At 63.2% G+C, this 24543-nt stretch carries 26 protein-coding genes; 20 read left to right on the top strand and 6 right to left on the bottom strand.

The window, feature by feature from the left end:
• The first annotated feature begins 41 nt into the window (after positions 1 to 41).
• From HL657_RS06365 to HL657_RS06335, 7 genes are all read left to right on the top strand, one after another.
• The gene (locus HL657_RS06365; RefSeq protein ID WP_317295989.1) at positions 42 to 1175 is read left to right on the top strand and encodes an NAD-dependent epimerase/dehydratase family protein; all 1134 of its coding nucleotides are present in this window, start codon (positions 42 to 44) and stop codon (positions 1173 to 1175) included.
• A gap of 53 nt (positions 1176 to 1228) precedes the next feature.
• A complete protein-coding gene (locus tag HL657_RS06360) occupies positions 1229 to 1975 on the top strand; it encodes a hypothetical protein (RefSeq protein ID WP_317295988.1) in 747 nt (248 codons plus the stop codon).
• Between the two features lie 112 nt (positions 1976 to 2087).
• Positions 2088 to 3746, top strand: coding sequence for a 2-oxoacid:acceptor oxidoreductase subunit alpha (locus HL657_RS06355; protein ID WP_317295987.1), 1659 nt, complete (start codon positions 2088 to 2090; stop codon positions 3744 to 3746).
• Positions 3743 to 4627, top strand: a complete 885-nt coding sequence (locus HL657_RS06350; protein WP_317295986.1) for a thiamine pyrophosphate-dependent enzyme — start codon at positions 3743 to 3745, stop codon at positions 4625 to 4627. Before HL657_RS06355 ends, HL657_RS06350 begins: the two co-directional genes overlap by 4 nt.
• A gap of 87 nt (positions 4628 to 4714) precedes the next feature.
• Positions 4715 to 5527 carry a glucose 1-dehydrogenase gene (locus HL657_RS06345; RefSeq protein WP_317295985.1) on the top strand — a complete coding sequence of 271 codons (813 nt, stop codon included), beginning with the start codon at positions 4715 to 4717 and terminating at the stop codon, positions 5525 to 5527.
• Positions 5528 to 5754: 227 nt separating this feature from the next.
• On the top strand, positions 5755 to 7266 hold the full coding sequence (locus HL657_RS06340) for an MFS transporter (RefSeq protein ID WP_317295984.1): 1512 nt from the start codon (positions 5755 to 5757) through the stop codon (positions 7264 to 7266).
• Positions 7267 to 7289: 23 nt separating this feature from the next.
• Positions 7290 to 8051 (top strand): SagB/ThcOx family dehydrogenase, encoded by a 762-nt coding sequence (locus HL657_RS06335; protein ID WP_317295983.1) that lies wholly within the window; start codon positions 7290 to 7292, stop codon positions 8049 to 8051.
• Between the two features lie 219 nt (positions 8052 to 8270).
• Here the strand turns inward: HL657_RS06335 and HL657_RS06330 are convergent, their stop codons facing one another.
• Positions 8271 to 10184 carry an agmatine deiminase family protein gene (locus HL657_RS06330; protein ID WP_317295982.1) on the bottom strand — a complete coding sequence of 638 codons (1914 nt, stop codon included), beginning with the start codon at positions 10182 to 10184 and terminating at the stop codon, positions 8271 to 8273.
• A gap of 98 nt (positions 10185 to 10282) precedes the next feature.
• On the opposite strand from HL657_RS06330, the gene HL657_RS06325 reads away from it, so the two are divergent.
• Positions 10283 to 10843: a manganese efflux pump MntP gene (locus HL657_RS06325; protein ID WP_317295981.1), complete on the top strand. Its 561-nt coding sequence runs from the start codon at positions 10283 to 10285 to the stop codon at positions 10841 to 10843.
• Positions 10844 to 10846: 3 nt separating this feature from the next.
• On the opposite strand, the gene HL657_RS06320 is transcribed toward HL657_RS06325, so the two are convergent.
• A complete protein-coding gene (locus HL657_RS06320) occupies positions 10847 to 11767 on the bottom strand; it encodes a DUF362 domain-containing protein (protein ID WP_317295980.1) in 921 nt (306 codons plus the stop codon).
• A 320-nt stretch (positions 11768 to 12087) separates the two neighbouring features.
• Here HL657_RS06320 and HL657_RS06315 point away from each other — a divergent pair, with 320 nt between their 5' ends.
• Positions 12088 to 12531: a hypothetical protein gene (locus HL657_RS06315; RefSeq protein ID WP_317295979.1), complete on the top strand. Its 444-nt coding sequence runs from the start codon at positions 12088 to 12090 to the stop codon at positions 12529 to 12531.
• Here the strand turns inward: HL657_RS06315 and proS are convergent, their stop codons facing one another.
• From proS to HL657_RS06300, 3 genes are read right to left on the bottom strand one after another with little or no spacing between them, the layout of a single operon-like run.
• Positions 12532 to 13965, bottom strand: coding sequence for a proline--tRNA ligase (gene proS / locus HL657_RS06310; RefSeq protein WP_317295978.1), 1434 nt, complete (start codon positions 13963 to 13965; stop codon positions 12532 to 12534).
• Positions 13966 to 14000: 35 nt separating this feature from the next.
• Complete coding sequence (locus HL657_RS06305) at positions 14001 to 14567, bottom strand: stage II sporulation protein M (protein WP_317295977.1); 567 nt, start codon at positions 14565 to 14567, stop codon at positions 14001 to 14003.
• On the bottom strand, positions 14560 to 15405 hold the full coding sequence (locus tag HL657_RS06300) for a DUF63 family protein (RefSeq protein WP_317295976.1): 846 nt from the start codon (positions 15403 to 15405) through the stop codon (positions 14560 to 14562). Before HL657_RS06300 ends, HL657_RS06305 begins: the two co-directional genes overlap by 8 nt.
• A gap of 12 nt (positions 15406 to 15417) precedes the next feature.
• Here HL657_RS06300 and HL657_RS06295 point away from each other — a divergent pair, with 12 nt between their 5' ends.
• Together HL657_RS06295 and HL657_RS06290 are read left to right on the top strand one after the other, a co-directional pair.
• Positions 15418 to 16500 (top strand): NAD(P)-dependent glycerol-1-phosphate dehydrogenase, encoded by a 1083-nt coding sequence (locus HL657_RS06295; RefSeq protein ID WP_317295975.1) that lies wholly within the window; start codon positions 15418 to 15420, stop codon positions 16498 to 16500.
• Between the two features lie 6 nt (positions 16501 to 16506).
• Complete coding sequence (locus HL657_RS06290) at positions 16507 to 16959, top strand: UPF0179 family protein (RefSeq protein WP_317295974.1); 453 nt, start codon at positions 16507 to 16509, stop codon at positions 16957 to 16959.
• Between the two features lie 684 nt (positions 16960 to 17643).
• Here HL657_RS06290 and HL657_RS06285 read toward each other — a convergent pair.
• Positions 17644 to 18516: an ADP-ribosylglycohydrolase family protein gene (locus tag HL657_RS06285; protein WP_317295973.1), complete on the bottom strand. Its 873-nt coding sequence runs from the start codon at positions 18514 to 18516 to the stop codon at positions 17644 to 17646.
• A 67-nt stretch (positions 18517 to 18583) separates the two neighbouring features.
• Between HL657_RS06285 and HL657_RS06280 the strand changes: the two genes are divergently transcribed.
• From HL657_RS06280 to HL657_RS06240, 9 genes are read left to right on the top strand one after another with little or no spacing between them, the layout of a single operon-like run.
• Entirely contained in the window at positions 18584 to 18850 is a 267-nt protein-coding gene (locus tag HL657_RS06280) for a UPF0058 family protein (RefSeq protein WP_214020594.1), read from the top strand.
• A gap of 3 nt (positions 18851 to 18853) precedes the next feature.
• Positions 18854 to 20428, top strand: coding sequence for a tRNA uridine(34) 5-carboxymethylaminomethyl modification radical SAM/GNAT enzyme Elp3 (locus HL657_RS06275; RefSeq protein WP_317295972.1), 1575 nt, complete (start codon positions 18854 to 18856; stop codon positions 20426 to 20428).
• On the top strand, positions 20425 to 21540 hold the full coding sequence (locus HL657_RS06270) for a DNA primase small subunit PriS (protein ID WP_317295971.1): 1116 nt from the start codon (positions 20425 to 20427) through the stop codon (positions 21538 to 21540). The genes HL657_RS06275 and HL657_RS06270 overlap by 4 nt, the downstream gene beginning before the upstream one ends.
• Positions 21540 to 22199, top strand: a complete 660-nt coding sequence (locus HL657_RS06265; protein WP_317295970.1) for a hypothetical protein — start codon at positions 21540 to 21542, stop codon at positions 22197 to 22199. Before HL657_RS06270 ends, HL657_RS06265 begins: the two co-directional genes overlap by 1 nt.
• Before the next feature lie 37 nt (positions 22200 to 22236).
• On the top strand, positions 22237 to 22515 hold the full coding sequence (locus HL657_RS06260; RefSeq protein ID WP_317295969.1) for a 50S ribosomal protein L44e: 279 nt from the start codon (positions 22237 to 22239) through the stop codon (positions 22513 to 22515).
• 7 nt (positions 22516 to 22522) lie between these two features.
• Positions 22523 to 22711 (top strand): 30S ribosomal protein S27e, encoded by a 189-nt coding sequence (locus tag HL657_RS06255; protein WP_317295968.1) that lies wholly within the window; start codon positions 22523 to 22525, stop codon positions 22709 to 22711.
• Positions 22712 to 22718: 7 nt separating this feature from the next.
• Positions 22719 to 23498, top strand: coding sequence for a translation initiation factor IF-2 subunit alpha (locus HL657_RS06250; RefSeq protein ID WP_317295967.1), 780 nt, complete (start codon positions 22719 to 22721; stop codon positions 23496 to 23498).
• Between the two features lie 6 nt (positions 23499 to 23504).
• Positions 23505 to 23672 carry an RNA-protein complex protein Nop10 gene (locus tag HL657_RS06245; protein ID WP_317295966.1) on the top strand — a complete coding sequence of 56 codons (168 nt, stop codon included), beginning with the start codon at positions 23505 to 23507 and terminating at the stop codon, positions 23670 to 23672.
• Positions 23654 to 24400: a proteasome assembly chaperone family protein gene (locus HL657_RS06240; protein WP_317295965.1), complete on the top strand. Its 747-nt coding sequence runs from the start codon at positions 23654 to 23656 to the stop codon at positions 24398 to 24400. The genes HL657_RS06245 and HL657_RS06240 overlap by 19 nt, the downstream gene beginning before the upstream one ends.
• Positions 24401 to 24543 lie beyond the last annotated feature (143 nt).

The raw sequence follows: 24543 nt of genomic DNA, 5'->3' as shown, positions 1-24543 counted from the left end.
ATATTTAATGCGAAGAGTGCATCAGGTGTGCCTGATATACCATGCATACGGATACCAGTCCGACCATTCTCATCACCGGCGGGGCGGGATTCATCGGATCACACCTCGCAACGGAGTTGCTGCAGCACGGCTATGGGGTCCGCATTCTCGATAACCTGACGCCGCGGGTGCACGGCCCGGAGCGGCACCGGCCCAACCACCTCGACCGGCGGGCGAAGGTCATCGTTGGGGATATCCGGGACCCGCACCAGCTCGAGGAGGCTCTCGAAGAAGTCGACACCGTCATTCACCTGGCGGCAGTCGTCGGAGAGCGGTCCAGCATGTACCGGATCGAGAAGTACATGAGCGTCAACACCGCCGGGACCGCCGTCCTCCTCGAGGCCCTGCTCGACCACCCCATAAAGCGGCTCATCGTCGCCTCCAGCAGCGCCGTCTACGGTGAAGGGTTATACTGCTCGTACAACGGCACCGTCTACCCGAAGATCCGGCGCTCTCGCGACCAGGTGGCACGGGGAGACTGGGAACCCCGGAGCCCGGACGGTGAGGTGATCTATCCGCTTCCCACACCGGAGACAAAGGAGGCATCCCCGCTCTCGGTCTACGCCATCTCCAAGTATGACCAGGAGGAGATGTGCAGGCTGATCGGGGAATCGTACGGCATCCCGACGACCATTCTCAGGCTTTTTTCCGTCTACGGCCCGCACCAGGGGTATGCAAACCCGTATTCCGGCGTGCTGACCGAGTATGCGTCCCGCCTGCTCCAGGGCACTCCTGTACGCCTTTTCGAGGACGGTTACCAGCAGCGCGATTTCGTGAATGTCTACGACGCGGTGCGTGCCTTCCGCCTGGCTCTCGAGTCGCCCGGCGCTGCCGGCGGGACGTTCAACATCGGAAGCGGCCGGCCCTATACGTTTAAGACCATCGCCGATCTCCTTGGAACGATTACCCGGCGGCAACACCTCGCCCCCGAGGTCACGGGGACCGGCCGGACCGGCGATATCCGCCACTGCTTTGCAGACATCGGCCGTGCACGGGAGGTCCTCGGGTACGAGCCGGAGATCTCGCTTGAGGCTGGCCTGCTCGACCTGGTCGCCTGGGTCAAGGCGGAGATCGCAGAGCGGCGAAAGGTTCCCGCACCCGTTGAGGTGCCGGGATCGCCACGCCTGCGGGTCTGAGGGGGTCCCGGAGCCCAACCTTTATTTCTCCACCGGAAATACGTTATCGTATCATGCGCATCAGCCTCCGGACCTGGGAAGTACGGCTCGGGATTGTTCTCGTCGCTTCATCGGTCGCTATCTACGGCGTGAAATACCTTCTGCTCGGCGACGTTGAGAACACCTATCAGTATATCTTCAACGCTCTCGGGTTCCTCCCGATAAACGTCCTCCTGGTCACCCTCATCTTAAACCAGCTCCTGAGCGTCCGGGCAAAGCGCGACCGGCTGGACAAACTGAACATGGTCATCGGCACCTTCTTCTCGGAGGTCGGCACCGAACTCCTCACTATCCTCTCGGATCGCGACCCGAACCTCCCGGAGATCCGGCACGACCTCGTCGTGACGAACGCCTGGACGCCGGAGAGGTTCTCCGCGGTGCGCGATCGCCTCCGGCACCACACCTGCCGGGTCACCGTCGGTGCCGCCGACCTGCAGGAACTCTGCCGTTACCTGACGGAGCGGCGGGGATTCCTCCTCCGCCTGCTCGAGAACCCCGTCCTCATGGAGCACGAGTCGTTCACCGACCTTCTTCGTGCGGTCTTCCACCTGACCGAGGAACTCGAACGGCGGGGCGACTTTGCCGGGCTCCCGGCAAGCGACGTCGAACACCTTGCCGGGGATGTCGAACGGGTGTACGGCCGGCTTATCGGAGAATGGCTCGCTTACATGGAGTATCTCCAGAGGAACTACCCCTACCTCTTCTCGCTTGCGATGCGGAGCAACCCGTTCGATGAGACGGCGTCGCCGGTCGTACGGTGAAGGATCGGAGAGAATCAGAGGATACGCATCTGTTATTGGCTCAGGCGGGACCACGTCCTCCACATAGCACAACCTATATACCCGCAGGCGGGCTACGGCACGCCTGATTACCATGGCCGAATACTCCGTACTCATCGGCGGGAAGGCCGGCGAAGGCATCAACACGGCAGGCCTCTCCATCGCCGGTCTCTTCTCCCGCCTCGGCTACCGCACCTACATGTACTTCGATTACCCCTCGCTCATCCGCGGCGGGCACAACTTCGCAATCATCCGGGCTTCGGACAGGACCGTCGGGGCGCACCGCACCCCGGTCGACGTCCTCCTCGCCTTCGACCAGAACAGCATCGATAACCACCGCCAGAGGATCCATAGCGGCACGACGGTCATCTACGACGCCTCGCAGGTGGTGCGGGCGGAAGGCTACGGCCTCCCGCTCGATGCGATCGTCAAAGAGGAGAAAGCACCCCCGATCACCAAGAACTCCGCGATGCTCGGTGCGCTATCACGGGTGGGGGGCATCGGGCGGGAAATTCTCGATGACGTTCTCCGCGCAACCGTCCCTGCAAAGCACCTGGAGGCGAACCTCCGGGTCTCCGGGCGGGGCTACGACGCCGCAGGGGAGGTCTTCACCGTCGAGCCCCTCGATGCCCCCGCACTCCCGGTCCTGACCGGAAACGAGGTCACGGGGCTCGGACTCGTCCACGGCGGGCTCGACACCTACGTTGCCTACCCGATGACCCCATCGTCAAGTATCCTCCACTTCCTCGCCAACCGCGCCGAAGACCTCGCGATCAAAGTCATCCACCCTGAAAACGAGATCGGCGTCATCCTGATGGCGCTCGGGCTCGCCTATGCCGGCGAGAAGACGGCGGTCGGCACCTCGGGCGGCGGGTTCTGCCTGATGACCGAAGGCCTCTCCCTTGCCGGGATGTCGGAGATCCCCGTGACGATCGTGATGGGGCAGCGGCCCGGTCCGAGCACCGGCATACCGACCTACACCGCCCAGGGCGACCTCCACTTCGTCCTGAACGCCGGCCAGGGGGAGTTCCCCCGGCTTGTCGTCGCCCCGGGCGACCTCGAGGAGGCCTACGCCTGGTCGGCGACCGCCCTGATGCTCTCCTGGCGGTACCAGGTCCCCGCGATCGTCCTCACCGACAAGACACTCGGGGAAGGGGCCTATTCCTTCGATTTCGGGGCCGTCGCCACGCCCCCGGACCATGAACCGGTGCTCTGGGACGGCGCAGGGGAGTACCGGCGTTATGCCCGGACTGAGAACGGGGTATCGCCGCTCGCCTTCCCGGGAAGGGAAGGCGCCGTCGTCAAGGCAACCAGTTACGCCCACGACGAGGCCGGATTCACGACGGAAGAGAGTGAGGAGGTCATTGAACTGCAGGAGATGAGGTTCAGGAAAGGCGAGAGCCTCAATGCGGAACTTGCCACCTACCCGGCGGTGAAAACCTACGGCGCACGGAACTCCGGGACGACGATCATCTGCTGGGGGTCGGAGAAGTGGGCCTGCATCGAGGCGGCTGAGGAGTTCGGGGCACGGGTCGTCCAGCCGCTCGTGCTTGCGCCGTTCCCCGCCCGGCAGTGGAAGGAGGCGATGATCGGGGCAGGCCGAGTCGTCTGCGTCGAGAACAACGCCACCGGGCAGTTCGCCCGCCTCCTCCGGCAGCATGGCTTTGATCCAGGCCGCCCGATCCTGAAGTATGACGGGCGGCCGTTTGCGGTCGACGAACTCGCAGCACGGCTCGGGGAGGTCTTCGCATGACCCCGGATCAACCTCCCGGCCGGCCGGCCGGTGGGCTCATCAGCCCGGCGCAGAACACCTGGTGCCCCGGGTGCGGCAACTTCTCGATCCAGCACATGATGAAGTCGGCCATCGCGGAACTCTCCGAGGAGGAAGGGATACCCCTCGAGAACTTCGTCCTCCTCGGCGGGATCGGGTGCCATGGAAAACTGGCCGATTACTTAAACGTCAACAGCCTCTACGCCATCCACGGGCGTTCTATCCCGGCAGCAACCGGGATACGCCTTGCAAACCCGGATCTGAAGGTGATCTGCCACGTCGGGGACGGGGACATCTACGCCGAGGGGCTCGATCACCTCATCTTCGCGGCCAAACGGAACAGCGACATCACCGTCATCGTCCACGACAACCGGGTCTACGGGCTGACGACGGGGCAGTACACCCCGACGTCGCCCACCGGCTTTAAGGGCCGGTCGACCCCCGGCGGGATAACGGAGCACCCCATAAACCCGCTCGAAGTCATGCTCGCCGCCGGGGCCACCCATATCGCGCGGGGCTACACGAAGAAGGTCCGGCACCTAAAAGATCTCTTCAAGGAGGCGGTCATGCACCGCGGGTTCTCGCTCATTGACGTCCTCCAGATCTGCGCGACCTACTTCAACCTGACCGACTACTACAATGAGCACGCCTACGAGATGCAGGAGGGCGAGGTCGATACCGGGAGATTCGAGAGCGCTCTAGGAAAGATCCGGGAATGGGACTACGATCGGGAAGCGTCGATCCCGCTCGGGACGTTCTACTCGGTTGAAAAGCCGGTCTACGAGGAGAAGTTCCAGGCGCTCACCGCCGGGAGGCCGGAGAGGAGAGCGCTTGTCCGGAAGGTTATCGAGGAGTGGCGGTGAGCCCCGCCCGAGACCTTCATAAACCACCCGCTCCACCGGGGGCCGGGACGGGCGGAGTGCCCGGACCACCCAGAAGGTGAAGCGGGTATGAAACGGCTGGAAGGAAAGAACGTCCTCGTCACCGGCGGTTCGACCGGCATCGGCCGGGCGACGGCGATCCGGTTCGCGGACGAAGGTGCAAACGTTGCCATAAACTACCATTCAAGCAAGACGGAAGCGGAGATAACGCTTGAGGAGACGAAAGATGCCTGCAGCATCATCCGCGAGAAAGGGTGCCGGGAGATGCTGGTCCAGGGAGACGTCGCCCGCGAGGAGGACGTGAGGCGCATATTCCGGGAAGTCCTCAAGGCCTGGGGGAGGCTCGATATCCTGGTCAACAACGCGGGCATCCAGACCGCGAGCCCGACCCATGAGATGGCCGCGGACGCCTACGACCGGGTCCTCGCGGTGAACCTCCGGGGCGCGTTCCTCTGCGCCCGCGAAGCGGTGCGCCATTTCCTCGACCGCGGGGGCGGGGGCATCATCCTCAACAACACCTCGGTTCACGAGACCATCCCGAAACCGCAGTACGCCCCCTACGCTGCGAGCAAGGCGGGACTCAGGGCTCTTTCGAGGACGCTCGCGCTCGAGTATGCCGGGCAGGGCATCCGGGTGAACACGGTCGCCCCCGGCGCTATTAGAACCCCGATCAACCGGGAGTGGACGGACGACCCCGGGAAGAAGGCGGCCGTAGAAGGCCATATCCCGATGGGGCGCGCCGGAGAGCCCGAGGAGATCGCTGCGGTCTTCGTCTTCCTCGCATCCGACGAGGCCGCCTACATCACCGGGCAGACCATCTACGTGGACGGCGGGCTGACGCTCTGCGCCGACTTCAGGACCCCATGGTCGTCGGGAAGTTGAGGGATCGGTAGGAGAGCCCCCATAGGGGGCCTGCCGGAGAATGCCCGGGAACGCTCCCGGGAACCCTCCAGAAAAACCCGGCAGGCCGTGGAATCCATTTGAACAAATTAATATAATCCTATTTTTATATTATATGGCTCCAAAAAAGCGCCCGGCACCGGATCTGCTGTTGCAGTCCGGCAATGATCCCACCTGTCGCCGGGCAATCCTTTGAGGGGAGAGGTTTCGTGAGCATCAGGAGAGGACGCAGGCAACACACGATCTTCGAGACAAAGGAGAGCCTGACGGAAGAAGAGATCCGTCACGGCTTAAAACTCGTCATCCGGGACGGCCTTGCCACCCAGGCGATGGTGACGCTGACCGGCGGCATCTTCCTCGTAGCCTTCGCCCTGCAGCTCGGGGCATCCAACACCGTCATCGGCCTGGTTGCCGCCATCCCGCCACTCGCAGAACTCCTGCAGATACCCGCCATCTACGTCGTCAACCGCGTCAGGAAAAGGAGGCTCGTGGTCGTGGCGGCGTCGTTCGCCGCGCGCCTCTGCTGGATACCCATCATCCTGATACCCTTCTTTCTCTCGCCGGGGCAGGGAATATTCATGCTCATCGCGTCGATTGGCCTCTACGCATCGTTCTCGGCGATATCCCACTGCGGGTGGAACTCCTGGATGCGGGACCTGATACCGCAGGACCGGCTCGGGGACTTCTTCTCCCGCCGGCTGACCCTCTCCACGGTAATTGCGCTCGTCATCAGCCTCGCCGCCGGATTCTTCATCGACTCGTGGGAGATCGCCTTCCCCGACCTCGCCGCCTACGGCTACTCGATCCTCTTCCTCCTCGGGCTCATCGCCGGGCTCGTCGGGATCACGTTCATCGCCCGCACTCCCGAGCCCCGGATGACCGTCGAGGGCGGCGAGGATGGCCTGTTCGCCGCGATCAAAAAACCATTCGCAGACATCAACTTTAAGAACCTCATCATCTTCCTCGGGTCATGGAACTTCGCCGTCAACCTCGCGGCGCCGTTCTTCACGGTCTATATGCTGCAGAGGATCGGCCTGGACATCTCCGTCGTCGTCGCTCTCAGCGTCGGGAGCCAGGTCATGAACATCGTCTTCTACCGCTCGTGGGGCCGGGTCTCCGACCGCTACTCCAACAAGTCGGTGCTTGCCGTGAGCGGCCCGCTTTTCATGCTCGCGATCTTTGCGTGGATGTTCGTCACCCTCCCGAACGTCTATATCCTGACCTACCCGCTGCTCATCCTCATCCACATCCTGATGGGAATCTCGCTTGCGGGGGTCTCGCTCGCTTCGGGAAACATCAGCCTGAAGATGGCGCCGCAGGGCCAGGCGACCAGCTACCTTGCGGCGAGCACCTTTGCTAACTCCGTCGCCGCCGGTGTTGCCCCGATCCTGGGCGGGCTCCTGGTGGACTTCTTCGCCGAGCGGGAACTCATCTGGACCCTGATCTGGAAGGATCCGGTACAGGAACTCGTCTTTGTCACCCTCGACATTCAGCAGTGGGAGTTCTTCTTCCTCTTCGCCTTCATCCTCGGCCTCTACTCCCTCCACCGCCTGACAGTGGTGCAGGAGGAGGGGGAGGCAAAGGAGCAGGAGGTCGTCGACGAACTCATCTCAGGGGTCCGGCGGGATATGCGCAACTTCTCCCCCGCAGGGGGGCTCCGGGACTTCGTGAAGTTCCCCTTCTCGTCCGCCGGGAGCCGCCGGCGGAAGAAGAAGCGGTAGGGGCGGGGTGCGCCGATACTTTCATGAACCCGGGAAAGAAGCCCGGCACCATGGACAGGAAGAATCACCGCACCATCTCCGTTGCCGTGGCAATGCTGGCAGTAGCGGTGCTCGCCGCCGGGTGCGCAGGCACCCCGGCACCGGACGGGAACAACACGCCGGCACCGCCATCGGAAGGCGCCGTCACCCTTCCGGAGCCCCGCACCGAGGGCGACGTCTCCGTCGAGGAGGCACTCTCGGCGCGGAGGTCGGTCCGGGTCTACGCCGAAGTGCCGCTGACGCTCGACGACGCCGGGCAGGTCCTCTGGGCGGCGCAGGGGGTCACGGATGATCGGGGCTACCGGACCGCCCCCTCTGCCGGGGGCCTCTATCCACTGGAGGTTTACCTCGTCGCCGGCAGCGTCATGGACCTCGAGCCGGGGGTCTATCATTACCGGCCGGGAGAACACCTGCTCGTTCAGGTCGACGCAGGCGACCGGCGGGCCGCGCTGCAGGCGGCGGCCGTCAACCAGACCTCTGTTGCCGACGCCCCGGCAACGGTCGTCATTGCCGCGGTTCCCGAGCGGACGACCGCGAAATACGGCGAACGCGGGATGCGCTATGTCTCCATGGAGGCCGGGCACGCCGCAGAGAACGTCTACCTCCAGGCAGAGGCGATCGATCTCGCCACCGTCGTCATCGGGGCGTTCGACGAGGACGGTGTCAGGGAGGTCCTCGCGCTCCCGGAGAACACGACACCGCTCTACCTCATGCCGGTGGGACGGCCCGTTCCGGGGGATAATTGAAGTCACGGATGCCAGACGACGGTCCCGCGCGAAGACGCGAAGGGGAGGTGTGAACCGAAGTGCCGACGGGCACATGAACTTCGCGTCTTTTTCGCGACTCGAAGACCTTCGGCCCGGGCCCCCATATCGTCAGGGGAAAGCAGCGGGTGATGGTCGTCCCCGCCGTCCCGGCCATCGCAATCGCCGCCGCCGGCATCACCCGGAGCACCGCAACGTATCTTATTGCTCCGGTCGTGCTCCGGCTTCTCCTGCCGACGGCTGCTGCTGGCTGATGCAGTGGATCGCGCCGAGACCATCGACCATCGCCGTGCAGTCGATCCCGATGACCTCCCGATCGGGGAAGAACCCCTGGACCCTTTTTATGGCGACCTCGTCGTTCGGATGCTTAAAAACCGGCACCAGCACGACAGAGTTCCCGATATAGAAGTTCGCGTAACTCGCCGGCAGCCTCTTCGCGCCGCCGACCCTCCCCGGCATGGGGAGCGGAACGACCCGGAGGGGGTTGCCGTCCTGGTCGGTCGACGACCGGAGGATCGCGAGGTTCTCCTGCAGGACGGCGTAATTCTCGTCGTCCTCGTTCTCCTCGACGGCGCAGAGAACAGTCCGCTCGTCTACGAACCGAACGATATCGTCGACGTGACCGTCGGTATCGTCGCCGGCGATGCCCTGCTTTAGCCAGATGACGTGGCCGGCGCCGAGGTAGGCCTCCAGGTATGCCTCGACCTCCTCCCGGGAGAGGTGCGGGTTCCGGTTCGGGTTTAAGAGGCACGCTTCCGTCGTGATCACCGTGCCGCACCCGTTCACCTCGACCGAACCGCCCTCGAGGACGATCCCGGGGGTGAAGAGCGGGAGTTCCATCTCGCGGTTCATGGCGAGCGGGATCCGGGTATCCCCCATGAGTTCCGTGTATTTCTCCCCCCAGGCGTTGAACGTCCAGTTCACCATCGCGAGGCTCCCGGTCTTAGGGTTGACCAGGAACGTCGGCCCGTAGTCCCGGAACCAGACGTCGGCATAATCGGCGAGATGGAACCTGATACCGCCCGTATCGATGCCTTCCTCCTCCAGCATCGCCTTCACCCGGATCTGCATCTTCTCGTCGGTGACGAGCAGGTCGACGGCCTCGGAACCGCGAAGCGCCGCAACGATCTCGACGTAAGCCCGCTCGACCGCAGCAAGGTCGGGGAACGTTTCGCGGTCGTGGGGCCAGGCGAGCCAGACGGCATCATGCGGCTCCCACTCCGCCGGCATGCGGTAGCCGAGCGCCTGTGGTGTCTTGCCCGGCAGGAACCGCCGGGTGAGCGCCCTGTAGGTCTCCGGCCGCCGGTTCGAAAAAAAGCCCCAGCCCTCCCGGACGGCCTCGTTTCCCGCGAGGTCGACCTCGACGACGAGAACCTCTTCGGCGGTCTCGCTCGCCCGGGCAAGGACGTTGCCGAACGCGTCGGCGACGAACGAACTCCCGAAGAACCGGATATCCCCCTCGTCGCCCACACGGTTGACGGCGGCGACGTGGACGCTGTTTGCTATCGCGTGGCCGCGCTGCACCGTCTCCCACGCCTCCCGCCAGTCGCCCTCGGGCGGTTCCTCGCCGATGATCCGGCCGATGGCAGTCGGGTAGATGATGATCTCCGCGCCCTGCAGCGCAACCGCCCTCGCTGCCTCCGGGAACCACTGGTCATAACAGATGAGCACGGCAATCCGGCCGTACCGGGTATCGTAGACCCGATAGCGGTCACCGGGCCGGAAGTAGTTCTTCTCGTAGAAGAGCGGGTCGTAGGGGATGTGCACCTTCCGGTAGGCGGGGAGCAGCCGCCCGTCGGCATCGATCACCACCGCGGTGTTGTAGTGCTCGCCCGATGCAGTCCGCTCGTAGATCGGCACGACGATCACCACGCCATGCTCCCGGGCGAGCGCCGAGAACGCTTCGGTCGAGGGGCCCGGAACGGTCTCAGCGTAGAGAGAGGCGTCTGTATTCTCGTACTGCGGGAAGTAGCGGGCGCGGTAGAGTTCCTGCAGGCAGAGGATCCGCGCACCCTTCGCGATCGCCGCTCTCGCCGCCTCGAGGGTGTGTTCCAGGTTGCGGTCGGCATCCTCGCTCACCGCCGTCTGGATGAGGCCGATCGTTTGCGTGCTCATCTGTATCATCTCTCCGTATCGGTAGGGCACTCCAGCGTTTTATAGCATCCGCCGGGCCATAGCGTTATCCGGCACCGTGTCGAAGATCTCCGGAAGCAATGGAGTTTGCGACGACCCTCCTCATCGCCGTCGGCCTCGCGATGGACGCGTTTGCCGTCTCAATCAGCGGCGGCGCCACCCTGCGGGAGGGGCGGGTCCGGTGGGCTGTCATTGCCGGAGCGCTCTTCGGCGGGTTCCAGGCGGGGATGCCGGTGCTCGGATGGCTCGGGGGGATGGGGCTCGCCTCGTTCGTCGGGACTTACGGCCCCTGGATTGCCTTCCTGCTGCTTGCCCTGATCGGCGGGAAGATGATCCTCGAAGCGGTGCGGGGGGACGGCGGGAGCGTGCAGTTCGCCGCCGGGAGCGCGGCTACCCTCCTCCTGCTCGCCGTCGCGACGAGTATCGACGCGCTCGCGGTCGGCGTCTCGTTTGCCGTGCTGGATACCGCCATCCTCTGGCCCGCAGCCACGATCGGCGCCGTGACCTTCGCCCTCTCCGTCGCCGGCGTGCTTGTGGGGAGCTCGTTCGGCCGAATCATCGGGCGGAAGGCAGGGCTCGTCGGCGGGGTGATCCTCGTCGGGATCGGTCTTCGGATCCTGCTCGAGCACCTCTTCTTCTGACCTTCAGGTGCTTTCGTCCAGGATCCGCCGCATATCAAGGACCAGATCTTTGCTCTCGGAGTCGAGCGCGACGAGCCGGAGATCCGCGGCCGACCTAACGCCGATGCCGAGCTCCACGGCCCGGGCAATCTGGTCCATCGCAAATATCCGGCCCTGCATCACCTCCGGCGTCGAGCCGTAGTGCCGGAGAAGCGCGATCCCGGCAGCGTCGAGAGCGACCCGGTCGGTGCTCGCGAGGATGACGTTGGGGGCGATACGGGTGCCCCGCTCGGGCCCCCCGGTCGAGAACCCCTCCGTCGCGTCCATGATGGCGACAGCACAGGGAACAAACCGGTTGATCTCGGCGACCATCCGCCTCTGGTGCGGTGACGAGTGCAACTCCGCCATGTAGTTGTAGCCGTCCCCGGGGTTCCTCGCCGCCACGGCCCCTACCATATTCTTCAGAGAGAGGGAGACGTGGCCGCCGAACCGGTGCGTCTTCAGGCAACAGGTCTGGACCACTGCATCGGCCTCCCGGAAGAGCCGGGCAACCAGAAACCCGCGCTTCCAGTGGAGACCGTCCGGCGGGACCGCCTCCCACCCCGCCGGGGGGAGGGCGTCGAGCGCCGTCACCTCCGCTCCCGCCCGTGCCGCTATCTCCGTGCCCCCCCGGTTCTCCAGCACCGCATGGGTCTCCCCCATTCCGCTCCGCTCCCCGAGCCGGATCGTTTGGGCCCCGGCATCGCGGACCTGGCCGAGGATCGCTTCCAGCATATCCGGATGAGTCGTCGCGGGGAACGGGTCGTCGCTGTTGAAGTTCGCTTTGACCGCAACAGTCTTACCCTCGAAGGAAGGAAGGCCAATCTCGTGCCAGAGCGTTTCAACAGCGTGGTAACGATCCGATGCGTCGATGATGTAAACTTCAGATGCCGCGGGAGATGCCATGCGCGCAGAGTGGCGCGCCAAACTATAAAAAATTGTGCGTCGTCGGCCCTAATCAGGAGAATAAGGCTGATTTGAGGTATTTGAGATATGCGAGGGAGAAAGGATAACGGCAGGGGCCCCCACAGGATCCCCTATCGAGAGGAGATCCTTCGGCCCCATTCGACACGTATAAGAGTACCTTGAACGCAATACGTAGTAAACCTCACGACAATCGTACAGACCGCGCGATTTCGCGTGGAATGCTTTCAGAAGGCACGCGGGCCCGCCTGCTGCCCTGGAAGAGTAAAAAGTATGAGGCCAGTATAATCATGACTTCCAGAATGCATACCCCCCACACCACCTGTCCTAGCTGCCATGAAGAGGTCTTCCTGGACGAACTCGTGGGTGGGCGCTGCCCCCTCTGCGGGTATTCCCTCGATGAAGACGATGGAGCGTGCAGCGAATACGAGGAGACCATCGAGCGCTCCGATCTCGGGTGGATGATATTCCAGTTCTATGTCTTTAAGCGGTTCTGCAGCGAAGGAGCAAACCCGCTTCAGGTCATGCAGATCCTCTCCCGGTATGAGGAGCTCACCCAGTGCAACCCCGCCGACGCGGAGAAGATGCAATTCACTCTGGAAGTTCCAATGAGCCGCTGGGAGCGGCTGCTCCCGAAGAGATGCGAAAAATGCGGGAAGATATTCTTCCTTGGCGGAAAAGCGACGATATCGGGTGACATCTCGTCCCCCGAACACGTAAAAACGTATACCTGCCCGTCCTGCTGATCAGTAGGTCCGGGCAACCAGAGCCGACGTCCCGTTCCCGCCGCAGGCGATGCACGGGCCGTCCGAGACGGCGATCAGGTCCGAGCGGATCTCGGAGCCGATGATGCTCGCATCCACCGCCGCCTCAATCTTTTCTGCGCACTCCTGCGATCCGCACCAGTGGACGACCGCAACCCCGTTCTTCACCACCTCGGCGGCCTCCTCCAGGTTCGACGCCGTCGTGATCCGGCCGGCCATCGCCTGCCGTGCCGTCTGCGAGAGTTCCTCCCCAAACTGAGCAAGGATGGAGCAGACGCCCTCGACGACACCGCGCCTGTCAAGCGTGGTCTTCTTGCCGTTCCGGGTGACGGCGACGACCGTGTTCGCGTCGATATCCCGCGGTCCGACCTCGACCCGGAGCGGCACGCCGCGCATCTCCCAGTGGTAGTACTTCGCGCCCGGGCGCATCTCCCGCGCATCCAGTTTCACGGCGAATCCGGCGTTCCTGAACTCCTCTTCAAGCACCGTAGCCGCCGCGAGCACCTCGTCGCGCCGCTTCCCGACGATGATCGGCACGATGACGACTTCAATAGGCGCAACCTCCGGGGGGAGGACGACCCCCTTATCATCGCCGTGCACGCTTATGACGGCCGCAATCGACCGCTCGGAGATGCCGTAGCAGGTCTGGTAGGCGTATTGCCGCTCCCCGTTCGCGTCCTCGTAGGTGATGGCGTAGGTGCGGGAGAAGTGGTCGCCGAGCATGTGCACCGTCCCAATCTGGAGCGTTTTACCGTCGGGCATGACGGTATCGACCGCGATGGTGTAATCGGCGCCCGGGAACTTGTCCCAGGCCGGACGGCGGGATACGATCACCGGCACCCGGAGGCTGTCGTAGAACTCCCGGTAGAGGCCGAGCGCGACCTCGACCTGCGCCGCCGCCTCCTCCCACGTCGCGTGCACGGTGTGCGCCTCCTTAAACGACGTGATCTCCCGGAGACGGATGAGCGGGCGGGTGTGCTTCGTCTCGTAGCGGAACGTATTGACGACCTGGTAGAGTTTTAAGGGCAGATCTGTATGGGACCGGATCCAGAGCGAATACATCGGATAAATGGCGGTCTCGCTTGTGGGCCGGAGAGCGAGCGGCACGTCGAGTTCGTTCCTGCCGCCGTGGGTGACCCAGTAGACCTCGTCCTCGAATCCCTTGATGTGCTCAGCCTCCTTCATGAACTCGGTCTTCGGGATGAGGAGCGGGAACATCGTCTCTGCATGGTCGCGGTCCATCAGGTCCCGGAGTATCCCGTATGCACGTTTCCGGATGCCGAACCCATGGGGATACCAGACGTACAGTCCCTTGACCGGGTAACGGACGTCCATGATCTCGGCTCGCCAGAGAATCTCGTTGTACCACTCGGAAAAATTCTCTTTCCGGGGGAGTGCTCCTGTATCTTCTTCCATCCGTCTCGTACCTCAAAAACTGTTGATCTGCCGCTCTAAGCTATCATACTTAGGATTGCCGGCGTAATAAATGCCTCTACGGCCGCGGCAACCGCGAGAAGCGGGACGACGACCCGGAGAAAGAGGCGGGCGAGAGGCAGGGCTCCTGCAGCGGCATCACCGCTGCCGTGCCATTCGGCAATGACCTCCCGCCCGAGGAGGAGGCCGAGGCCCCCCGCGATGAGGAAGGCGGGGATCTCGAAGATGCCGTGCGGCAGGAGCGCCGCCGCAATGTAGAGCATACCCTGCTGCTGCCGCACGAGTTCCGTCACTGCACCGATCAAAAGCCCGTTGACCGAGAGGATCAGCACCGTGACCACGCCGAGAGAGACTCCCCCGAGGAAGAGGAGGAGGCAGGTACTGAGGTTGTTTAAGAACAGTTTGACCGCAAGGACCGCCGGGGAGTCGGAGAGGAGCCCGGCTACGACCTGTTCGGAAAAAAGGGCCATGACCTCCGCGCCTACGCCCGGGTCGCGGAACACGGCAGCGACGCCGAAGCCGATCGAGACGGCGAAGAAGACAGCCGCAAGACCCGTTGCCCGGACGAGCGAGCCTTCAGACATAGAGCACCATCCGTCCCAGATCGCGTATCCCCGGCGCCATGCCGACGACGATCATGGCGAGCAGGATCAGGTGCCAGAGGTCGGAACTTCCCTCCCGTCGGTACATCTCGAGGACGTAGACGGCGGGGACGATCACCGCGAACTTCAGGAGGAACATCGAGAAGGCAGTGCCGGTCGCATCGATCAGGGCCGCACCCACGACGTGCTGCTCGACGTAGCCGACGGGGTGGATGTCGATCCCGTAACTCGTGGCGCTCGCGTCCAGCATGTGGCCGAAGATGAGGAGTTTGTAGAGGATGTGTGAGGCGTAGTCCCATTTAAGGCCGTGGACGAGGAGCACCCAGAGGGCAAGCGACGAGGCGGCCGCGAGGGCGAGGATGGCGGCGAGGACGTCGAGCGCGATCCTCGTCTCGGTGAGGCCGAACCAGGCAAGCGCCGCTGTGGCAAGAAGGCAGGCGGCGATCCCCGCCCCCGCGTAGAGGCGGCTGTAGCGCCTGACAAGCCCGGCGTTCTCCGCGATTTTCCCGGCAAAGAGGGCGATTATCGCAACCCCAAAGATCGAGAAGAAGATCAGGGGCGTGATCAGGAGGAACCGGAAGTCCGAGGTGATCATCCCGGTATCCTCGACGACCCGGAGAAGCCCGCCGAGGACGACGAAGGGGAGAGTTGCAAGCACCAGTTCGTCATCGATACCTATCTTATACCGGCGGAGCCCCCGATAGACAAGGTAGACCGCTACGATGAGGATCAGGGCATAGGTCAGCGTATCGACGAGCGTATACGCCTCGCCGTAACGGATGGGATCTATGTAATATTTGTAGAGGAACTCCCTAATCATTACCTGATCTAAATGAGCGCAGACCGCATAAACCTACTCAGAACCAAGGTCTTCGACAAGTCCAAATGGATGCAGCTCCCCCGTGACGTCGTCATCGGCCACGACGTCATCGAGCAGATCCCGGCTGTCTGCGAAGACCTTGCGCTCGGCGACTCTGTGCTCATCGTATCGGGAGGCCAAACCAGGGACATCGCCGGGAAGAAGGTCGAGGCACTCCTTTCCGGCTCCTACGACGTCGCGACGTTTGCGGCAAACGTTGGCGATCCCCTTGAGGCGATCCGGCGGGCCGAGGCGGCGGCGGCAGAGGCCGGGTTCGTCATCGGTGTCGGCGGCGGCCGGGTTATCGATACAGCGAAGATCGCCTCCTACAACACCGACCGCCACTTCATCAGCGTCCCGACCGCCGCATCGCATGACGGCATCGCCTCGTCGAGGGCCTCGGTCCCGACCCCCGAGGGGAATGTCTCGCTCGCCGCCGAACCGCCCGTCGCCGTCGTCGCCGATACCGCCATCATTGCATCGGCGCCTCACCGGCTGCTGGCATCCGGGTGTGCGGACATCATCGCCAACTACACCGCAATCCTCGACTGGGAGCTCTCCCACCGTCTCCGGGGCGAACCGCTCTCGGAGTATGCGCTGACACTCTCCCGGATGACCGCCGAGATCCTCTTCAAGAACGCTGATCTCATCAAACCGCACTCCGAGAAGAGCGCCTGGATCGTGACGAAAGCGCTGGTCTCCTCAGGCGTCGCGATGAGCATCGCGGGGTCGTCGCGGCCCGGCAGCGGCGGCGAGCACAAGTTCTCCCACGCGCTGGAGCAGCTCGCACCGGGAAAGGGTCTCCACGGGGAGAAGTGCGGTATCGGGGCCATCATCACGATGTACCTCCACGGCGGCGACTGGAAGGCAATCCGCGGTTCCTTACGAAAGATCGGCGCACCGACCACCCCCGCCGAGATCGGGGTCGACGACGAGACGGCGGTTGCGGCGCTGCTCGCCGCTAAAACGATCCGACCGGAACGGTTCACCATACTGGATATGGGGCTGACCAGCGAATCGGCACGGGATCTGGTGAAGATGCTCTACCGGGAGTGAGACAACATGGCAAAAGAGAAGACAAAGGTGACGCTGATCGGGGCAAGACTCGCAAAGCCGGGGCTTGATTTCGTCTACGAAGGCATCACGTGTACGGAGTGCGAAGGCTGCAAGGTGCGCAAGGTCTGCCACAACCTGCAGCCGGGGAAGCGGTATCGGGTCACCACTGTCCGTGCAAACACCCGGCACGACTGCCCGGTCCACCACGAGGCGGCGGTCGCGGTCGATGTGGTGGAGGCCCCCATCGTCGCGTTGGTCAGCGCCGACATGGCGATCGCGAACTCGAGGATCAGCTACGAGTTCTCCTGCCCGAGAACCGAATGCCGGAGTTACCGGCTCTGCCGCCCCGACGGCATCATCGAGGGGGAGAAGTACGTCGTCGGGGAGGTGCTCGGCAACGCTCCCGATGTCTGCGAGCGGGGCCGCCCCCTGAAACTGGTGGAACTCCGGCCGGCCTGACGCTCTTTGCGAGACCTCGCTTGTACCTGTTCTGGTATTTTTCTCAACCCCTCATCCAGATCGCGGCGGATGCTCCGCCAAGGTGGCGATGGGAGTTGCAGGGGAATTTACGAAAGGGTTCGCGAGGGGCGGGGAATACCCCTATGCCCTTCTTCGGCAACCCCCACTCCGCCCGCGCCTTCGGCGCTCCTCCCCCGCCCCCTCCCGGGGGCAGGGGCAGTGCGTGGCGATAGCCGGAGGAAAGCCGTGCTTTCGGAAACGAGCAGGGGAACCATCCTTCTCCCGGCATCTCCCCATGCAGTGGACCGTGGGGATATCGCCATCGGGGGTGGGGCCGACGGGGAGGGGGGCGAGCCCCCCTCCCCTGTCTCCATCGCATATGGCTCTCCTTTGTAACCTCTCCTCCTCCCGCACTGGAAGGGGCAGTCATGGCGATATCTAGTGAGCAACCGTGCACGGCTCTTCTCCAGAGTCTCCCCGCGCTTCCGGCGCGAGGCCGCTACCAATGCAGAGGATACATGCTCTGTAGACGGCGGAGGAAATTGCAGGAGATACTGTGAGAGGATTTGCAAAGGGAGATCTAACGCACTTCATGGGCTTATTTTACTCCGGGGGCAGGGGCTATGGGCACCCGATTCTGATTCTGAAGGAAATGGGTAGAGAACCATCAGGTTCCCCGAAGCCCTATGCCCGGCTCACCCGGGCGAGCCGCCGGGCGAGGTCAAGAAGATCCTCCCGGTCCTGGAGCGTCGAGAGCCACGAGAGAGGAATCGCCTCGCACCCGAACCGTGCCCCGGCGAGCCCGCCGACGATCGCCCCGACGGTATCGGCATCCCCCCCGAGATTGACCGCCGCGACCACCGCTTCGCGGAAGGAGACAGCGTCCATGAAGACCCTGACGGCGCAGTGGGTGCAGAGGACGGCGTCGAGCGACGGCTCCGGCGGGTATGCACGGTAGTCTTCGAGGAGTCCACGGAGTTCCTGATCCTCGCAGGCGGCAAGCGCCCGGCCGAAGGCCACGGGAGCCTCTTCCCCCCGGCACATCCCGCTGACCATCCGGTTGACGAACCCCGAGGCCTCGCCGGCGGCGGGGTCGAAGTGCGTCACGCGGGACGCAGCGAGGCTCGCCTCCCGCACCTCTTGTGGCGGGTAGAAGACGCCGACCGGGATACCGCGCATGACGCTCCCGTTGCTCCGGCTCCCGCCCCGCGCCTCGTGCGCCATCCTTGCGGCGACAGTGGGCGCGACACCCCCCTCGACGAGATCGAGGACGGCACGGGACGTCGGCCCGAAGAACTTCGGATGGGCGTGGTAAACCAAAACCAGACGCTGGGCGAAGTCATCCGGGTTGAAACCCCCGCACTCGATGAGGGTCCGCGCCAGGGCTGACGCCTGCAGGGTATCGTCGGTATACTGGCCCGGAAGGGTGTTGTGGATGCCACCTCCTGACATCTCCGTTACGGTGATAGGGGCCGGAGGGAGGCCTTCCAGGGGCGCGCCCAATGCGTCGCCGATTGCAAGCCCGATGAACGCTCCGACCGCCCGCATCCTGTGCATATAAAAAGATCACCAACAAATTATATCTACCCGCGGACAGTAGTATTCTTCGAGGAAAGGTGATATCGTGCAAAAGGAAGAGCTGCTCCACTTACACATGCTGTTAGTCCACGTCAGAAAGTACTATGAAAGTACCACGGGAGAGGATGTCCCAACCGACCAGTACAACGCTCTCCACATCTCACCCGTCCACATCCATAAGAATAAGGTAACGCATAAAAAGGCTATTCTTACTCTGGGCGACGAGATCGTCCACCACATCAGGGCTCACCACAATCCCTACATCGAATATCACGCCGATTTTCACTCCGAACGGATTGCAACCGAACACTAAACGATGAACAATACCGAAACTCTCCGGGAGATCATCTCCCGCATCCTTTCTACCGGACCCGGCCCTGTCGACATTCAGAAGATTAAACTCAGCGTATGCCGGGAGTACAGCGTCGATATGCCCAGGAACTCCGCTGTCCTCGCCGCAGCCACGTCCGAGGAGCGCGAGTGGCTCCGGCCGCTTCTCCTGGTCAAACCCACGCGGACGCTCTCCGGGGTCGCACCCGTTGCGGTGATGACCTCGCCCCACCCCTGCCCCCACGGCAAATGCCTCCCCTGCCCCGGCGGGCCGGAGCACCCCTTCGCGTCCCCCCAGAGTTACACGGGAGAGGAGCCCGCGGCGCTCCGGGCGAGAGAGCACGCGTTTGACCCCTACGAACAGGTGCAGGCCCGGCTCGGGCAGTTTGAGGCGCTCGGCCACCACGTCGACAAGGCGGAACTGATCGTGATGGGCGGGACGATGACCGCCCGGCCGGTCGAATACCAGGAGTGGTTCGTCGGGGCCGCCGTGCAGGCGATGAACGATTATCCACAGGCCGGGATAGCGCAGGAGAAACCCGAACTCGAGGCGATCTTTGCCGCGAACGAATCTGCAAGGGTCCGGTGCGTCGCCGCCACCTTCGAGACGAGGCCGGACTGGTGCCGGGAGGAGCATATCAACCGGATGCTTTCGATGGGCGTGACCAAGGTGGAACTCGGGGTCCAGCACGTGGACGACCGGATCCTCGACTACAACCGCCGGGGCCACTCGGTCGCGGACTCGGTCATGGCGAACGGCCTCCTGCGTGACGCAGGGCTGAAGGTCGGGTTCCACATGATGCCGAACCTCCCCGGGGCGAGCATGGAGGACGACCGGCGGATGTTTGAGGCCCTCTTCTCCGATGAGCGGTTCCGGCCGGACTTCCTGAAGATCTATCCGACCCTGGTGACGCCCGCCTCCGAGATCGAGGCGCTCTGGGAACGGGGGGAGTATCTGCCCTACAACGAAGAGGAACTGATCGATCTCGTCGCCTACGCGAAGTCCCTCCTCCCGGAGTATGTCCGCCTCCAGCGGGTCCAGCGGGATATCCCGGCTAAGTTGATCGTCGCAGGCTCGCGGCACAGCAACTTCCGGCAACTTGCGGAAGCGCGGCTCCACGCGCAGGGGGGGCGCTGCCGGTGCATCCGCTGCCGGGAGGTGGGGAGGACGCCCGAACCCGAGGAGGCGACGATCTCGACCCGGGTTTACCGGGCGTGCGGCGGGGAGGAGCGGTTCATCCAGGCGGGCTCAGAGGACGCTCTCGTCGGGTTCGCCCGGCTCCGGTTCCCGCACCGGCCATTCCGCGACGAACTTACCGACGCGGCGCTCCTGCGCGAGCTCCATGTCTACGGAAGCGTGGTCCCGATCAGCACCCCGGCATCCGCCGACGAGTGGCAGCACCGCAGTTTCGGCGTGCAACTCCTCTCCGCGGCCGAGGAGGAGGCCCGCGACCACGGTTACGGGCACCTCGCGGTGATGAGCGGTGTCGGGGTGCGGCCCTACTACAGGAAACAGGGATATGAACGAGTGGGCCCATATATGATCAAGACGTTCCCATGAGACCCGCGACGCTCGAGTTTGTGAAGCAGAGGTTCACCGAGTACTACCAGAGGCAGAATCTCACCGTTCCGTCCTCCCTTGAGCAGCGCGAATGGGGTTTTGTCTTCTTTGATGCCGCGGCCGAAGTCAGGATGCGTCGGCATATGGCGTTTACCGACCCGCTGGAACTCGGCGCATATGTCAAAAACCTGGTTCCCGCCCACGTCTACTACTCGACGGCCTACTACCAGACGCCGTCGGCGCCGACGATGAACGAGAAGCACTGGGCAGGTGCCGACCTCATATTCGATCTCGATGCCGATCACATCGTCCGCGGTCCCTACGCGATGATGCTTGCCCGGGTCAAAGAGGAGACCGAAAAACTGCTCGGGATGCTGACCGACGAACTCGGCTTTGCACGGAACCATATCCGGCTTGCTTTCTCCGGGGGGCGTGGCTACCACATCCACATCACCGACATCGCCGTTCGGGGATGGGGGAGCCAGGAGCGGCGTGAGATCGTCGACTATGTCTGCGGCATCGGGCTCGACCCGGGTGTGATGCTGACCCCTGGGGGTGGCGAGACCGGGTGGCGGCGGCGTTACGCAGAAACCCTCCTGGCCCACCTCTCCTGGCTTGCGGATCTCGATCCGGCGGAGGCGGCGGCCTACCTTGCGGGACTCGACGGTATCGGGAAGCGGACTGCCGCGGAGTTCCTCGCGAACCTCGATGTTCTCTCCAGGAAAAAGCCGGATGGCCTCCTGCAGAATCGAGTCATCCGGGCGATCACGGCCGCGCCCGACTTCGAGGAGAGGCTCCGGGGCGCCGGGGCACGCGCGGACGAGCCGGTCACGACCGATATCAAGCGGCTGATCCGGACGCCGGGGTCGCTGCACGGCGGCAGCGGCATGCGGGTGGTGCCGCTCGATATCCGCGACTTCGCGGACTTCGACCCGCTCGTGGACGCGGTGGTCTTCGGCGACCGCGACGTGCGCCTCGACGTGAAGGCAAACTTCACCACGTCCCTGCTCGGGAACACCTATACCCTCAAGGCAGGTGTCCAGCATGTCCCCGAGGCGCTCGCGGTCTTCCTCTGTTGCCGGGGCATGGCAGAGATCACGGGAGGTGCGTGATGACCACCGACCTTCTTGAGAAACTGCGGCAGATGCTGCTCGACATGCAGCACACGGGACGGCTCTCGCACATCGAGCCCGGCCTCTACGAGGATGCCCGGGCATACATCGAGAAGCTCAAGGCGGACTACTACGGCCTGAAAAATCCCCTCGAGAGCCGGGCGGGGAGCCTGCTCATCGAGGAGATAGGGAGTGTCACCGAGACCGTGCAGGAGATCTTCTCGGTTCGGACACGGCAGATCCTCGATCTCGCATTTCAGCAGATGGAGGGGCAGTACTTCGACAAGGAAGAGGCACGCAAGATGCTCCCGGCGGAGCGGGCGATGTACGAACAGATCGTCGACGCCATCGAGGGGTGCCGGGAGACGCTCGTCCACGGGGTGGAGTGTCCCTTCGGCGGCGAAGGTGCAGCCGCCATCGACCGGATCGACCAGGCCGACGAGGCCCTGGGGCCGGAGGGGCCGGCAGCCGCCGCTGCTCCCCAGCCGGTCCAATCCCCCTACGCCCTCGTGCATATCCTCTCCGAAATGGAGTCGTTCATGGGAGTGGACGGCAGGACCTACGCATTGGGGCGGGGGGATATTGTCACCCTGCCGGAAAACAATGCAGACGTGCTCTGTGAGCGCGACATAGCCTTAAATATTAGGCTTAACAAGTAATATAGGTACTCGTATCTATCGAATAGAGGCTACTATCATGAAAATGCCATCAAAATTCAAGACATACTGCCCATTCTGCAGAAACCATCAGACGCATGAAGTTGTGAAGGTAAAGAAGGGCAAAGTTCGCCACTTTAACTGGATCGACCGCCAGAAAGCGCGCAGGAGCACGGTGGGCAACATGGGCAAATTCAACAAGGTGCCCGGCGGCGACAAGCCGACGAAGAAGATCAACGTGAAGTACCGGTGCACGGTCTGTGGAAAGTCGCACCTCCGACCGGGATTCCGGATCGGTAAATTCGAGCTTACGGAGTGAGGTTATTATGGTCCGGGTGAACAGAGAGAACAGGAGCACATTCCTCCGGGTAAAGTGTCCCGATTGCGAGAACGAACAGATAGTCTTTGAGAGGGCGAGTAGCGTTGTGGAGTGCAACGTCTGCGGGCGTATCCTTGCAGAGCCCCACGGCGGAAAAGCTGATATAAAGGCTGATATACTGGCAGTACTTGAGTGATAATTCCATGTATGAGAGAGAGTGGCCCGAAGACGGAGAACTCGTTGTCTGCACGGTCGCGGACGTCAAGGACTTTGCGGCGTTCGTGACCCTGGATGAGTACAACGAGCGAAGAGGGCTTATACCGATATCCGAGATAGCACGGGGCTGGATTAAACACATCCGGGACTACGTACGAGAAGGACAGAAAGTCGTCTGCAAAGTCCTGAATGTGGACCCCGACCGTGGCCACATCGATCTCTCGTTAAAAGACGTTAATGAACATCAGCGGCGCGAAAAGATTCACGAGTGGAAGAACGAGCAGAAGGCCGCGAAGTGGGTCGGGTTCGCCTCCGAGGCGTCGGGAGCGGACAGGGAGATCATCGAGGAGGCCATACACCGCGAATACAGCCAGCTGTACCCGGCCTTCGAGGATATTGTCACCACCGGCGGCGAGGCGGCGGATAAACTGAAACTCGATGAGCCGGTCAAAGAGGCGCTCATCAACATCGCGAACGAGAACGTGAAGGTCTCAAGGGTGACCATCACGGGGCACCTCGTCCTGACGTCGGCCCGGCCCGACGGCGTCAATGTCATCCGCCGTGCACTCCGGAGTGCGCAGCCGAAGGTTGAGAATGTAGATATCGACCTGATCTACGTTGGAGCCCCGAAATACCGGATAAAAGTGACCGCACCTGATTATAAGGAAGCCGAGAAGGCGATCGAGAAGGCGGCAAGCGCCGCCGTCGGCGTCGTCGAACGGGCGGGTGGGTCCGGCAAGTTTATCCGGAAGCAGAAGGCCGGATAAGACCATATGAGTAACCGTATTCGCCGCTGCCCGCATGATCGGAGGTACACGCTCTCTCCGGTCTGCCCGGTCTGCGGCCGCTCGTGCCGGCCGGCCCATCCGGCACGTTTTTCACCCGAGGATAGGTACGGTAGCTACAGGAGGACCGTACGCAGATGGAACACGTCACAATAACCTTTTTGCGAGATGATAACATCGACGCCCCGGTCCTGATCGAGGGGCTGCCCGGCATCGGGCACGTCGGTAAACTCGTTGCCGAACATCTGATCCACGAGCTCAAGGGTGAGAAGATAGGAGAGATCTCCTCACTCCACTTCCCACCGCAGGTGATCGTCGACGAGTGGGGAATCACGCACCTCGTCAACAACGAGATCTACCGCTCTGAGAAGGACGGGAAAGCGATTCTCTTCCTCGTGGGAGATTTTCAGAGCAACTCGGCCGAAGGCCACTATATCCTGGCCGAGCGGTACCTCGACATCGCACAAGACCTCGGCGTCCGGCGGGTTTACGCGCTCGGCGGCTATGGTGTCGGCCACCTGGTCGAGAACCCGAGGGTGCTCTCCGCCGTCAACATGGAGCACCTCCGCTCCGAGGTGGAGGGCGCAGGAGGATCGTTTGAGAACGCCGGGGGCGATGGGATGATCGTGGGGGCCTCAGGGCTCCTGCTCGGCCTCGGTGAGGCGCGGGGAATCGAGGGTATCTGCCTGATGGGCGAGACGAGCGGCTACATTGTCGACCCAAAAAGCGCCGACAACCTCCTTGCAATTCTCTCCCGCATGCTCGGGATCGAGGTCGATCACACCTCCCTGCAGCAGCGCGCCGAGAACATGGAACAGATCATCGCGAAGATCCGGGAAGCCGAAGAAGCCCGGGGCCGCGAAGAACTGAATTATATCGGGTAGTCTATCCTTTTTTCCCCGCAGGGAGGCCCACCTTGATCCCCTGAACGTCCTTTGACGTTTCCTCAATTCCACCCCTCTGTTTTGCACGGAAACACCCGGGCGTGGTATTTGTGCAGCAGGTTGCTGCACTCATTTCCCGGCCC

The organism is Methanoculleus nereidis (genome assembly GCF_032944295.1).
Taxonomy (GTDB): domain Archaea; phylum Halobacteriota; class Methanomicrobia; order Methanomicrobiales; family Methanoculleaceae; genus Methanoculleus; species Methanoculleus nereidis.
This window is presented reverse-complemented; position numbering and strand designations above follow the sequence as displayed.

Bases quoted from the DNA above. Each gene is read 5' to 3' on its own strand.
- HL657_RS06270 (WP_317295971.1), top strand. From the start codon at position 20,425: ATGAGACCCGCGACGCTCGAGTTTGTGAAGCAGAGGTTCACCGAGTAC.
- HL657_RS06330 (WP_317295982.1), bottom strand. From the start codon at position 10,184: ATGAGCACGCAAACGATCGGCCTCATCCAGACGGCGGTGAGCGAGGAT.
- proS (WP_317295978.1), bottom strand. From the start codon at position 13,965: ATGGAAGAAGATACAGGAGCACTCCCCCGGAAAGAGAATTTTTCCGAG.
- HL657_RS06350 (WP_317295986.1), top strand. From the start codon at position 3,743: ATGACCCCGGATCAACCTCCCGGCCGGCCGGCCGGTGGGCTCATCAGC.
- HL657_RS06275 (WP_317295972.1), top strand. From the start codon at position 18,854: ATGAACAATACCGAAACTCTCCGGGAGATCATCTCCCGCATCCTTTCT.
- HL657_RS06245 (WP_317295966.1), top strand. From the start codon at position 23,505: ATGAGTAACCGTATTCGCCGCTGCCCGCATGATCGGAGGTACACGCTC.
- HL657_RS06335 (WP_317295983.1), top strand. From the start codon at position 7,290: ATGAACCCGGGAAAGAAGCCCGGCACCATGGACAGGAAGAATCACCGC.
- HL657_RS06320 (WP_317295980.1), bottom strand. From the start codon at position 11,767: ATGGCATCTCCCGCGGCATCTGAAGTTTACATCATCGACGCATCGGAT.
- HL657_RS06355 (WP_317295987.1), top strand. From the start codon at position 2,088: ATGGCCGAATACTCCGTACTCATCGGCGGGAAGGCCGGCGAAGGCATC.
- HL657_RS06260 (WP_317295969.1), top strand. From the start codon at position 22,237: ATGAAAATGCCATCAAAATTCAAGACATACTGCCCATTCTGCAGAAAC.
- HL657_RS06315 (WP_317295979.1), top strand. From the start codon at position 12,088: ATGCATACCCCCCACACCACCTGTCCTAGCTGCCATGAAGAGGTCTTC.
- HL657_RS06360 (WP_317295988.1), top strand. From the start codon at position 1,229: ATGCGCATCAGCCTCCGGACCTGGGAAGTACGGCTCGGGATTGTTCTC.
- HL657_RS06290 (WP_317295974.1), top strand. From the start codon at position 16,507: ATGGCAAAAGAGAAGACAAAGGTGACGCTGATCGGGGCAAGACTCGCA.
- HL657_RS06295 (WP_317295975.1), top strand. From the start codon at position 15,418: ATGAGCGCAGACCGCATAAACCTACTCAGAACCAAGGTCTTCGACAAG.
- HL657_RS06285 (WP_317295973.1), bottom strand. From the start codon at position 18,516: ATGCACAGGATGCGGGCGGTCGGAGCGTTCATCGGGCTTGCAATCGGC.
- HL657_RS06305 (WP_317295977.1), bottom strand. From the start codon at position 14,567: ATGTCTGAAGGCTCGCTCGTCCGGGCAACGGGTCTTGCGGCTGTCTTC.
- HL657_RS06265 (WP_317295970.1), top strand. From the start codon at position 21,540: ATGACCACCGACCTTCTTGAGAAACTGCGGCAGATGCTGCTCGACATG.
- HL657_RS06250 (WP_317295967.1), top strand. From the start codon at position 22,719: ATGTATGAGAGAGAGTGGCCCGAAGACGGAGAACTCGTTGTCTGCACG.
- HL657_RS06300 (WP_317295976.1), bottom strand. From the start codon at position 15,405: ATGATTAGGGAGTTCCTCTACAAATATTACATAGATCCCATCCGTTAC.
- HL657_RS06240 (WP_317295965.1), top strand. From the start codon at position 23,654: ATGGAACACGTCACAATAACCTTTTTGCGAGATGATAACATCGACGCC.
- HL657_RS06255 (WP_317295968.1), top strand. From the start codon at position 22,523: ATGGTCCGGGTGAACAGAGAGAACAGGAGCACATTCCTCCGGGTAAAG.
- HL657_RS06365 (WP_317295989.1), top strand. From the start codon at position 42: ATGCATACGGATACCAGTCCGACCATTCTCATCACCGGCGGGGCGGGA.
- HL657_RS06345 (WP_317295985.1), top strand. From the start codon at position 4,715: ATGAAACGGCTGGAAGGAAAGAACGTCCTCGTCACCGGCGGTTCGACC.
- HL657_RS06325 (WP_317295981.1), top strand. From the start codon at position 10,283: ATGGAGTTTGCGACGACCCTCCTCATCGCCGTCGGCCTCGCGATGGAC.